The following is a 10,747-nucleotide window of genomic DNA, read 5'->3' on the forward strand; positions in this document are numbered from 1 at the left end:
TCAACACTCCCAGAAAACCCGCAGAGCTTGCATATATTGCATTTCTATATTATCAGGTGTCTTCGCTTCTTTACACGCAGCTTTTATGAATTTATTTAATTGTTCTTCTTGCTCATTAAAATCATTTTTTTTAAATTCTTCTAAAAATTTTTTTGATAAAGTTTCTTTCCTATCACTTACATCATCAATATACATACTATGAATATCTATGCCGGTTTTTAATCTTAGAGCAAGAATTTCATTGACTGGTTTAGAAATTTTAATTTCATGTTCTATACTATATTCAAAATGGCTAGCAATTTTTATAGATTGCAGTTTAAAAGATAAATTATTACTCAATTTTAAAATAAACTCTTTTACTTCTAACCAATCTCTATAATTTGATATATCTAAGGAAGTAATTTTGTCTGTAGCAGTACTTGAGTCGTGCAGAAAAGTAAAAACTTCTTCTAAGCTTGCTTTTTGTTTTTTAAGGTTTAAAACACCGTCTTTCATAGAGGATAATGCTTCTTCTAGTTTATATTATTAGCTTTTTTCATTTTATTAATTTTTTAATATAATATTAGGAATTAATATTTTGTCAATTATAAGCTAATAATCTCTTCCATATCCCTTGGCAACTCACAAGAAAATTCCATAATTTCATTACTAGTTGGATGAGTAAAGCTTAAATACCAAGAATGTAGGGCTTGACGCTTAAAATCAGTTAATTTTGCTTTTAGTTCAGGGGGGGAATGAGCAATTTTTCGGTCATTATTACCATAAGTTTGGTCGCCTACTACCGAATGCTTTAAATGGCTTAGCTGCACTCTAATTTGGTGAGTTCTGCCCGTACTAAGTTTGCACTCCACCATACTAATAGTACCCTTGTGAAACAATTCTAGAGTTTTATAATGTGTCACGGCTTCTTTACCGCCATATTTTAATATGGTCATTTTTTGGCGGTCTACTCTACTGCGACCGATATTATTCTTAATGACTCCTTCTAGCGGATTAATTACCCCCCAAACTAACGCTTTATATTTCCGTATTACCTGTCTTTGCTCTATCTGATTTGCAAGTAGCATATGTGCTTTATTATTTTTAGCAACTATCATTAAGCCTGTAGTATCTTTATCCAAACGATGCACTATCCCGGGTCTTTCTGCTGAACCTATATCCGATAGATTCTTCGTATGATAAAGTAATGCATTAACAAGCGTATCGTCATAATGTCCTGCCCCTGGGTGTACCGTCATACCTGCAGCTTTGTTAATTACTATCAAATCATTATCTTCGTAAATTATATCAAGTGCTATATTTGCTGCTGCAATTTTTAGCTCTTCAGGTTCTTTAAAAGAAAATAATATAACATCATTCTCCTTGACCAAAACATCAGGATCAGAAATAATTACATCATTAACTAGTACTTGCGAATCTTTAATAGCTTTTTGGATTTGGTTTCTAGAAACATTTTCAAGAAGTTGTGACAAAGCTTTATCGAGTCTTATATTATTTAGTTCGTTTGGTACATTATATGTTAACATATTTTATTTTAAGATAATGAATAATACGCTTAAATGGTTAAGTGCAATCGGTGTTGAATATTACTGTTCTGAACACCCGCCGAAATTAAAGGTATGTAATAATACTGAACTAACTGAAAAGCCACAAGTAAAACTTATGTCTACAAAAGAAACTGCATTCAATATGAATGATAAAGTTTATGATAATATAACCCTAGCAAGATCTCTTGCCGATAAAGCTAATAATATCGAAGAACTAAAAGAATCTCTACTAAATTTTAATGGTTGTGAACTTAAGAAATTTGCTACTAATACGGTTTTCGGTGATGGTAATTTGGAAGCTAAAATTATGTTAATAGGCGAAGCTCCCGGAAGTACTGAGGATTTGAAAGGAATACCTTTTTGCGGCGAAAGCGGCAATTTACTTGATAATATGCTGCATGCTATCGGAATTTTACGGAAAAATAACGCTTATATTACTAATACGGTATTTTGGCGTCCTCCCGCTAATAGACAGCCAACACTCGAAGAAGTCGATATTTGTAGACCGTTTGTCGAGAAACATATTGCTCTTATTAACCCGAAGCTAATTATTCTAGTCGGTAGCACGGCTGCAACTAGCTTACTTGGAAAAAATTCGGGTATTACTAAAATTAGACAAGAATATTATTTTTATACCAATAAATATCTATCCGCTCCTATCCAAACTACGGCAATTTTCCATCCTGCTTATTTACTTCGCCAACCTATGCAAAAACGCACCTCTTGGTATGATTTACTAAAGATTAAGGAGTATTTGGTGAATACGGGTTTGCTCGTTAGCTAAAAAAATTTAAGCTTAAATCTTCTTGAAATAACATATAATGTTATGCTAATATCAATTATTGCTATTCTAAAGGTAATATTATGAATGTTTCTTTAACTCCTGAACTTGAAAAATATGTAAATAGACAGGTAAAAAGCGGCTTTTACCATTCTTCAAGTGAAGTTATAAGAGCAGCATTACGTTTAATGGTCAAATCTGAAAATATTTCTCAAAATGCTCAGTTTGAAAATTATAAAACATGGCTTAATCATGAAATACAGATTGGTTTAGACCAAGCTGCTGAAGGTAAATTAATTCCAGGAGAAAAAGCATTACAAGATATTCATGATTTTCGTAAAGCTTATTTAAAAAACAATGGTTAAAAATCAATTTATTTTAACTAGCCAAGCTAAACAAGATATCAAAGATATTTGGCTTTATATAACAAATGATAGTATTAGAGCAGCTGATAACGTACTAGAATGCTTGGAACAAGCTTTTTATAAATTAGCTAATAATCCTAACATGGGAAGTAAACGTGAAGATTTAACAAATAAACCCTTACGCTTTTGGATTGTATATAATTATTATATTATTTATGATCCTAATACCAGCCCTTTACAAATTTTACGTATTATAAGTTCGTATCGCAATATAGAAAATTTTTAAATCCTAAATAATAATTCATTTCTAATTTTCTGAAATTAAGGTTATATTGATATATAACAACAAAGGGTATATGTATATGACCAATGAAAATAGTAATGATTCAGAATTTGCCGAATTAAAAATCAGAGGAAAAATATTTAAATTACCTATACTTAAAGCAAGTATTGGTGAGGATGTAATCGATATAAGCAGGGTATCTTCGGAAGCCGATTGTTTTACTTATGACCCGGGCTTTATGTCTACTGCTTCTTGTCAGTCTACTATCACTTATATAGACGGTGATAAAGGAATCTTGCGACATCGAGGATATGACATTAAAGATTTAGCCGAGAAAAGTGATTTTTTAGAAGTGGCATATTTGCTAATCTATGGAGAATTACCAAGCATCGAGCAGTATAATAATTTCACTAAACAGGTTGCTCATCATTCATTAGTGAATGAAAGATTACACTATTTATTTCAAACCTTTTGTAGCTCTTCTCATCCTATGGCTATTATGCTTGCGGCCGTTGGTTCTCTTTCAGCATTTTATCCTGATTTACTGAATTTTAAAGAAGCAGACTACGAACTTACCGCTATTAGAATGATTGCTAAGATACCAACTATTGCCGCAATGTCTTATAAATATTCTATAGGACAACCGTTTATTTATCCTGATAATTCGTTAGATTTTACTGAAAATTTTCTGCATATGATGTTTGCAACGCCTTGTACAAAATATAAAGTAAATCCAATAATAAAAAATGCTCTTAATAAAATATTTATTCTGCATGCTGACCATGAGCAGAACGCTTCTACTTCAACAGTCCGAATTGCCGGTTCATCCGGGGCTAACCCTTTTGCTTGCGTAAGTACAGGGATTGCCTCACTTTGGGGGCCTGCTCACGGCGGGGCTAATGAAGCGGTAATAAATATGCTTAAAGAAATCGGTAGTTCTAAGAATATTCCTAAATATATAGCTAAAGCTAAGGATAAAAATGATCCATTTAGGTTGATGGGCTTTGGTCATCGTGTATATAAAAACTACGATCCCCGTGCCGCAGTACTTAAAGAAACCTGCAAAGAAGTATTAAAGGAGCTCGGACAGCTAGAAAACAACCCACTCTTGCAAATAGCAATAGAACTTGAAGCTATCGCTCTTAAAGATGAATATTTTATTGAGAGAAAATTATATCCAAATGTTGATTTTTATTCAGGTATTATCTATAAAGCTATGGGTATACCGTCGCAAATGTTCACGGTACTTTTTGCAATAGCAAGAACCGTAGGATGGATGGCACAATGGAAAGAAATGCACGAAGACCCTGAACAAAAAATCAGCAGACCTAGACAGCTTTACACCGGTTATGTACATAGAGAGTATAAGGGTATCGGGGAGAGGTAAAACCCGCTGTGTCATCCCGTGGCTTGACCACGGTATCTAGAAAAGCAGTTCAAGGTGTACATTTTTTGATATTTTTACTGGATACCGTGGTCAAGCCACGGGATGACACAGCGGTATATAATGAATTTTATTGATGAAGTTAAAATATATATAAAAGGTGGAAACGGCGGCAATGGTTGCGTTAGTTTCCATCGTGAGAAATTTATTGACAGAGGCGGACCGGACGGCGGTGACGGTGGACGTGGCGGTAGTGTTATTTTTAGGAGTAATCACCATCTTAATACGCTAGTAAATTATCGATATAAACAGCATTTTACCGCAGAAAACGGCGAAAACGGTAAAGGTTCAAATAGAAGCGGTAAATCAGGAAAATCGTTAGTTCTTGATGTTCCCATCGGTACTCAAATCTTTTCCGAGGACGGCAATATATTATTGCATGACTTCACTGAGGATGACCAAAGCTTTGAAATAATTAAAGGAGGAAGCGGCGGTCTTGGCAACAGTCATTTCAAAACGTCGGTTAATCAAGCTCCAAGAAAGCGTACGGAAGGCGAAATTGCTGAAGAAATGTGGATTCATTTAAGCTTAAAACTCCTCTCTGATGTTGGGCTTGTAGGTCTTCCAAATGCCGGTAAATCTACTTTTTTATCGGTTGTAACGGCAGCCAAGCCTAAAATTGCCGATTATCCCTTTACTACTTTAGTGCCGAATCTTGGAGTGGTGTATGTTGATGACGAAGAGTTTGTTATAGCCGATATTCCCGGCTTGATCGAAGGAGCTCATCAAGGTCACGGACTTGGCGATAAATTCTTAAAGCATATAGAAAGATGTAATGTATTAATACATTTAATAGACGGCTCTAGTAATGATGTAGTGACAGATTATAATACAGTACGCCTTGAGCTTGAATCATATTCCGATTATCTAAAAAATAAAATCGAAATCATATGTCTTAATAAATGTGATGTTCTTACCGATGAGGAAATACAAGAAAAAATAAATGAGTTGCAGAAAGCTACTAATAAAGAAGTTTTTCCTATCTCTACCTACACTAATCTAGGGGTAAATAAAATAGTTAAACTAGCTTTAAAGACTATAAAAAATCAGGAGTAATATATTGCCGGAGCTAAGAAAGACGGGCATTGCCCGCGTGGATACCGATGTCATTCCTGTGAAAGCAGGAATCCAAAAAAAAGTATAAATACAGCAAATTTTTAAAATTAAAAGCTCGATTTATCTCGCTTTATGCTGGATTCCTGCCTACGTGGGAAAGTCTTGTTGCGTGGATCGGTAAAACCTACTGTGTCACCTAGTTCGCTTGACCACGTGGTCCATAAAAACAATAAAAAATACTAATATTTTAGTATTTTTAACTGAATCCCGTGGTCAAGCCACGGGATGACAGAGGTGAAATTGATCCACGCAACAATACTACGCGGGAATGACATCGAGTAGTTTTTTTGGTCCACGTAAGTGCTACGAACTGCTCGCAATGACAATTAATAAACTTTAAATCAAAGTAATACGTTGCTCTTCTGCCTCTAGATATTTCTCTAGCTCTTCCTTAGTATATTTCTTTTCTTTAAGCTTTATTTCGTTATTAAATATATATTGTACAGCTTTATCTTCTAAGGCAGGACCTTTAAGTCCTTCAATTGCTCTAGGATTATTTTTATAAAAATCAAATATCATATTTTCCTGCCCAGGAAAATTACGTGCTTGTTGCATAATAACTTTTCTTAAATCATCAGGCTCTAATTGCAAATTTTTAGATTTTGCGTATTCAGCAAGTAATAAGCCTATTCGCAAACGGCGTAGGGCTAATTTATTATAATATTCTGTTATTTCTTTAGGGGATTTATCTTTTAATAATGATTCATCTTGGTCATTTTTATCGGTTTCGGACTTTAGAATATTTTTTTCTTGCTCTAATAAAGATTCCGGTACGTCAAAATCTAACAATTTTTCTAACTTATCAAATAAGTTCATTTTCATTATAGTATTAATAACTTCTTCCGATTCGTTTTCTATTTGTTTAGCAAAATGTGTACGCAATTCTTCAAGGCTATTACTTTGGAATTTTTTAGCAAACTCCTCATCAATAACGGTAGGTTCTGCAGTATGTACTGCTTTAATTTGTACTGCAAAACGAGCATCTTTACCTGCTAAATCTTTAGCATGGTAATTTTCAGGAAAAATAACATTAACATCTAGTTCACTACCTGTTTTAGAACCTATTAATTGTTTCTCAAAACCTGGAATAAGTGCATTACTACCTATTACTACCTTAAAATCATTTAATTTACCGCCTTCAAAAGCTTCGTCCTTGATGTACCCGATCGCATCAATAGTAACCTGATCTCCGTCTTTTATTTTTGCTTTACTTTCTTTAGTATAGCTTTTTGTTAATGCGGCAAGTTTTTCTAGTTGTTCTTCAACATCTTTAGAGTTTACTTCTAATTTTGGACGATCTAGTGAGATTTTCTTTAAATCCGGAATAGTAATTTTAGGTAATAGCTCTATTTTTACGGTAAATTCTAAAGCTTTATCGGGTTCGTTTTGCAATTCTTCAATTTTGGGTCTACCGATTATATTTAGATTATGTTCTTTAATAACGTGATTTACCGAATGGTTAATTCTTCTTTCTATTATATCATTCCTGACGGAAGTACCGTATTTTTTCTTAACAATTGAAACCGGTACTTTACCGGCTCTAAAACCTGCTATTTTAACTTTTTTGGTTAAATCAAGTAATTCTTTTTGAATATCGTCATCTATCTCACTTAAAGGAGTAGAGATTCTTGCATGAAAATCCAATCCTTCGTTTTTTAATACGGTAATTCCCATTTTAATAATCCATTAATTCTGTACATAGTTTGCTAATCACAATAAACTAATGAGCCGAAATATGCAATAGTTTTTATAAAATCCCATTAGGATTAGGAATTGCTAAAGGTGAGTTTCGCAAAACTCACCTTTGCTGGCATATAGTCGTATATTTTCGCAATCACTAACTATGTAGACTTAGCATTTAACAGCAATTGAGCAATTTCCATAGCAGTAAGCTCTTGCTTCTTATTATGTTCAAGGGCTTTAATAACTTTGGATGTATTAAATGTGTTATCGGTATTATTAATATAACAATATTTAGCCCTATTTCCCTTTTTTATTATCTTAATGTTCGGTTCTATGTTTGATACAATGGTATTCGGTTAGTGTATACAATGCTGTATTTTAGTTTTAAATCTACGATATTGATGATCTGTGCTAACTAATTCATCTAAACTGACCATTGTTATTTGATGCTCTGACATTTCTTTACTTTCTTATTTTTTTTATTACATTATAACCTCTTACTACTCATATCTCAACACTCCCTTTATGGAGATACAAAAAATAGTTTTAGTAATTTTTTTGAGACTAAACTGCCGATGCAAAGTAAATTTTTTCGTTATGATACCACAGATACCAAAGAAATGAATGATAAGCCTATAGAGAAGCAAGCGTATAAAGATATCTTGCGTTTCAGTTGATCTCTCAAAACCACTTTTGAAAAAAATAGGGTTTTCTTCAACCGGCATCAGAAGAGGGGTTGAAGATTTTTTTAATCAAAAATATTTTGCTGATAAATTTACTGAAGAAGAACAAGGTTATTTTGTCTTATTTTTAGCATATAAAATATTTAGATATGGTAATAAGGCATGTCTCGAATATTTTAGTGAGAAACAGCCGGAGCTAATTACAAAAATTTTCAATGATTATCCTCATTTATTTTTTAGGAGAGAGGCAATTAACACATGTATTAAAAATAAAGATAGTAGACAAAAAGCATTAGATGCAATAAAGTTAAAGTCGTCGGATAAATTTTTTGAAAATTGCTTTGACACAGTATTCCCTAAAGTAGATGTTGTTATAAACCTTATATGCCTAGAAGAACCGAAATCAAACCAAATATCTAATGAACCTGAGCTTGCATTTAACTTAGAGGTTCTACCTTTAAATATAGACGAAAATGGCGATGTGCTACCAACAGGTGATGTAGAAGATAACCACTAAATTTTTAAAATGACTAGCATATACCATATTCTTGGCCGTGTTCCTGCTGTTTATAAGCAGGACATGGAAATAGAGTATGAGCATTTAGCGGTGCAATTAATTAAGTCCGGTAAATTACGGATAGATACCGATGATTGCTACAATTTTGCAAGATTTACTGAGCCTGCTCTTAATATAAGCTTAATGGTTAGTAAAGAAGAACTAACAAGCCCGCATTTAATTCCTGAAACTACTAAGCTTTTCCAAAATCTATACAGAAATTCTGCTTCAGATCAGAAAATAAAATCAATCTTTGATAACTTAAAAAAACAAATACAAAAGCTACAGCCGGTTAAGAAAGAAGTAACCGAAATGTTGGCACGTCTTTTTGTTCAGTCGGCTCATCCAATCGTAATAAGGTGGCTTCTTCTTAATAAGACGGAAGTATTTCTCACCTATTCGCATAATATCGGCGATATGATGGATATGGTTAGCTGGCAACGAGTAGGCGGTAATAGCGGTATGCAAAGCACTAACGGCAAGGACGTAGCTATTTTTGTTTCATGCGGCGGTAATCCTTTTGCTGAAAATAATAAAGACTATCCTATGTACGGTAATGGCTGGCCTGCCGTTGCTAGGCTTCAGATTATCGCAGCCCAAGAGCTTGGGCATTTTGCCGATATAAAAAGAGATGATAAAGGCAGGCAAATAACTCGCCATTCGGCTAATTTTTCTGGTACTAAAGCTACCGATAAAGTACGAATTGCTAGAAAAAATGATATCATACATTGTCATAATTTGCTGGGTAAGCTCCTTAAAGCAGGCATGAAAAAACAATTAGATTATGAAACGAAACTTAAATTTTATAATGCAAATAAAGTTAGCGGCTTAAAAGTTTATGCTATAAAATTCATGATTTTTATATATAAATTTCGGCTTTTAAATTATAGCAGTAGGAATAACCTAATATTTGTAAAAAAATTTAAAACCGATAAATATATGGCATTAATGATTGAGGCTATGTTTAAAGATATGCAAGCTAATTTATCGCCAAACGCTGAAGTGTACAAAAATAAAAACCCTGAAATTGAAGAAGCTGTAGCCTGTATTGAGGCACTCGCTAGAGTACCGCAACAAGCCGTAAAATGGGGATATTTAACTACCAAAGAAACTATGCACGACCTTTATAAAATATATTATAACGAGGTTATACCTTCTTTAATTACTAGCTATAATGCTGTCACCGGTGAAAATTACAAACGTGACTTTAAAAAACCAAAAAACGGCTTCTTTTCTAGAATCAATATCTTCAGGAATAAGAAGCTAGTATTAAAACCAGTTAGAGAATTATGAGCTATTTTAAGTATGTAATTCTTGCGTGGATTGGAAAACGCATTTTATGTCGTCCTACGAGCTTGTAGGCATTATTACATGGATCGTTTTATGTCATTCCTGCGAAAGCAGGAATCCAGTAAAACCTATAAAAAACTTGTTTTTTTAGGTTTATTTTATCAAATACTGGTTTTTGTATTAATATTAAGGTTATTTTTTCTGGATTCCTGCTTTCGCAGGAATGACATAAAACAGAAATTATCCGGTACTATGGGTTAAGCCACGGTATAACACTAATGCTATTAAAACAATATCTTTAACTTTAATGAACCTTGATGGCTAGTATATTTGCTGCGTAAATAGAACTTTACAGTTATACGTTGCAAGTAGCTCAATATTCTTTATGGAAGTGTTGAGAGATAAGGAATTAAGCAGAGAATTACAGGAAGGATATTTTTTTGGAAAAATTTGTGTTTAAATTTAAGATAAATTTTGGTCAGTATATACAAAATTAGTAGAAATTTTGTTACTATCTATGTGTTATCTATGATAATATTAGCTACCCATTAAAACGGTTAATCGTTCCAAATTAAAACATATAGCCTTTATAAATTCAGAGAATTGAATTTTGACAATACCAATATATCTGACACGTTTATTATCTTGTGAAAATACTCTTTCAAAAGGTGCTCTAATTTTTGTATAATATTTATCAAGGTCAAAATTCTTATCTTGCATGTTATTTTTCTTTACAGCACAAAGATGCACTCCTTTCCTAGTGGCTGCATCTTTGACAGGCTTTGTACAATATGCTTTATCTACATATGTAGCACCGGAGTGTGGCATAACATGTTTAAAACCTTTGCTATCAGTAACATTTGCAGGGGTAACTGCAACCTTATTAATCATCCCTGATTGAATATCAACACTAACATGTTTTTTATAACCATACCAAAAATTATTACCTCCTTTACAACCAATTTTAGCTCGTTTATCATTTGCAACTTTAGACAAACT

Annotated in this window: 13 protein-coding genes and 1 pseudogene; 9 read left to right on the top strand and 5 right to left on the bottom strand. The window is 33.1% G+C overall.

The features are described from left to right. Together SB78_RS11265 and SB78_RS06535 are read right to left on the bottom strand one after the other, a co-directional pair. Entirely contained in the window at nt 1–495 is a 495-nt protein-coding gene (locus tag SB78_RS11265; protein ID WP_041079542.1) for a hypothetical protein, read from the bottom strand. A gap of 89 nt (nt 496–584) precedes the next feature. After that, on the bottom strand, nt 585–1,526 hold the full coding sequence (locus SB78_RS06535; protein WP_041079543.1) for an RluA family pseudouridine synthase: 942 nt from the start codon (nt 1,524–1,526) through the stop codon (nt 585–587). Nucleotides 1,527–1,542: 16 nt separating this feature from the next. Between SB78_RS06535 and SB78_RS06540 the strand changes: the two genes are divergently transcribed. The 6 genes from SB78_RS06540 to obgE all read left to right on the top strand — a co-directional run bounded on the left by SB78_RS06540 (nt 1,543) and on the right by obgE (nt 5,476). After that, nucleotides 1,543–2,331, top strand: a complete 789-nt coding sequence (locus tag SB78_RS06540; protein WP_041079544.1) for a uracil-DNA glycosylase family protein — start codon at nt 1,543–1,545, stop codon at nt 2,329–2,331. 80 nt (nt 2,332–2,411) lie between these two features. After that, nucleotides 2,412–2,693, top strand: coding sequence for a type II toxin-antitoxin system ParD family antitoxin (locus SB78_RS08580; RefSeq protein ID WP_081421008.1), 282 nt, complete (start codon nt 2,412–2,414; stop codon nt 2,691–2,693). Next, entirely contained in the window at nt 2,686–2,979 is a 294-nt protein-coding gene (locus SB78_RS06550) for a type II toxin-antitoxin system RelE/ParE family toxin (protein ID WP_241773816.1), read from the top strand. Before SB78_RS08580 ends, SB78_RS06550 begins: the two co-directional genes overlap by 8 nt. Nucleotides 2,980–3,055: 76 nt before the next feature. Further along, nucleotides 3,056–4,363 carry a citrate synthase gene (locus SB78_RS06555; RefSeq protein ID WP_041079545.1) on the top strand — a complete coding sequence of 436 codons (1,308 nt, stop codon included), beginning with the start codon at nt 3,056–3,058 and terminating at the stop codon, nt 4,361–4,363. Nucleotides 4,364–4,371: 8 nt separating this feature from the next. Further along, a complete protein-coding gene (locus SB78_RS08585) occupies nt 4,372–4,497 on the top strand; it encodes a palindromic element RPE4 domain-containing protein (RefSeq protein WP_081421009.1) in 126 nt (41 codons plus the stop codon). Beyond that, a complete protein-coding gene (gene obgE, locus SB78_RS06560; protein WP_041079546.1) occupies nt 4,484–5,476 on the top strand; it encodes a GTPase ObgE in 993 nt (330 codons plus the stop codon). Before SB78_RS08585 ends, obgE begins: the two co-directional genes overlap by 14 nt. Nucleotides 5,477–5,583: 107 nt before the next feature. On the opposite strand, the gene SB78_RS11590 is transcribed toward obgE, so the two are convergent. Beyond that, nucleotides 5,584–5,706: a hypothetical protein gene (locus SB78_RS11590; RefSeq protein WP_277813979.1), complete on the bottom strand. Its 123-nt coding sequence runs from the start codon at nt 5,704–5,706 to the stop codon at nt 5,584–5,586. A gap of 166 nt (nt 5,707–5,872) precedes the next feature. After that, nucleotides 5,873–7,210: a trigger factor gene (gene tig, locus SB78_RS06565; protein ID WP_041079547.1), complete on the bottom strand. Its 1,338-nt coding sequence runs from the start codon at nt 7,208–7,210 to the stop codon at nt 5,873–5,875. A 682-nt stretch (nt 7,211–7,892) separates the two neighbouring features. Here tig and SB78_RS06570 point away from each other — a divergent pair. The 3 genes and pseudogenes from SB78_RS06570 (at nt 7,893) to SB78_RS09780 (ending at nt 10,009) form a co-directional block, all read left to right on the top strand. After that, a pseudogene (locus SB78_RS06570) lies at nt 7,893–8,419 on the top strand (hypothetical protein). Nucleotides 8,420–8,428: 9 nt separating this feature from the next. Then, nucleotides 8,429–9,751 (top strand): DUF2748 family protein, encoded by a 1,323-nt coding sequence (locus SB78_RS06575; RefSeq protein ID WP_041079549.1) that lies wholly within the window; start codon nt 8,429–8,431, stop codon nt 9,749–9,751. A gap of 90 nt (nt 9,752–9,841) precedes the next feature. Then, nucleotides 9,842–10,009 carry a hypothetical protein gene (locus SB78_RS09780; protein WP_158510116.1) on the top strand — a complete coding sequence of 56 codons (168 nt, stop codon included), beginning with the start codon at nt 9,842–9,844 and terminating at the stop codon, nt 10,007–10,009. A gap of 276 nt (nt 10,010–10,285) precedes the next feature. Here the strand turns inward: SB78_RS09780 and SB78_RS06580 are convergent. Continuing rightward, nucleotides 10,286–10,747: transposase (locus SB78_RS06580; RefSeq protein WP_146625051.1), on the bottom strand; the 462-nt coding region annotated here is incomplete at its 5' end.

It is taken from the genome of Rickettsia asembonensis, assembly GCF_000828125.2.
In the GTDB taxonomy this organism is placed as follows: domain Bacteria; phylum Pseudomonadota; class Alphaproteobacteria; order Rickettsiales; family Rickettsiaceae; genus Rickettsia; species Rickettsia asembonensis.

Coding starts and splice junctions, on each gene's coding strand:
- SB78_RS11265 (WP_041079542.1), bottom strand. CDS start 495: ATGAAAGACGGTGTTTTAAACCTTAAAAAACAAAAAGCAAGCTTAGAA.
- SB78_RS06535 (WP_041079543.1), bottom strand. CDS start 1,526: ATGTTAACATATAATGTACCAAACGAACTAAATAATATAAGACTCGAT.
- SB78_RS06540 (WP_041079544.1), top strand. CDS start 1,543: ATGAATAATACGCTTAAATGGTTAAGTGCAATCGGTGTTGAATATTAC.
- SB78_RS08580 (WP_081421008.1), top strand. CDS start 2,412: ATGAATGTTTCTTTAACTCCTGAACTTGAAAAATATGTAAATAGACAG.
- SB78_RS06550 (WP_241773816.1), top strand. CDS start 2,686: ATGGTTAAAAATCAATTTATTTTAACTAGCCAAGCTAAACAAGATATC.
- SB78_RS06555 (WP_041079545.1), top strand. CDS start 3,056: ATGACCAATGAAAATAGTAATGATTCAGAATTTGCCGAATTAAAAATC.
- obgE (WP_041079546.1), top strand. CDS start 4,484: ATGAATTTTATTGATGAAGTTAAAATATATATAAAAGGTGGAAACGGC.
- tig (WP_041079547.1), bottom strand. CDS start 7,210: ATGGGAATTACCGTATTAAAAAACGAAGGATTGGATTTTCATGCAAGA.
- SB78_RS06575 (WP_041079549.1), top strand. CDS start 8,429: ATGACTAGCATATACCATATTCTTGGCCGTGTTCCTGCTGTTTATAAG.
- SB78_RS09780 (WP_158510116.1), top strand. CDS start 9,842: ATGTCATTCCTGCGAAAGCAGGAATCCAGTAAAACCTATAAAAAACTT.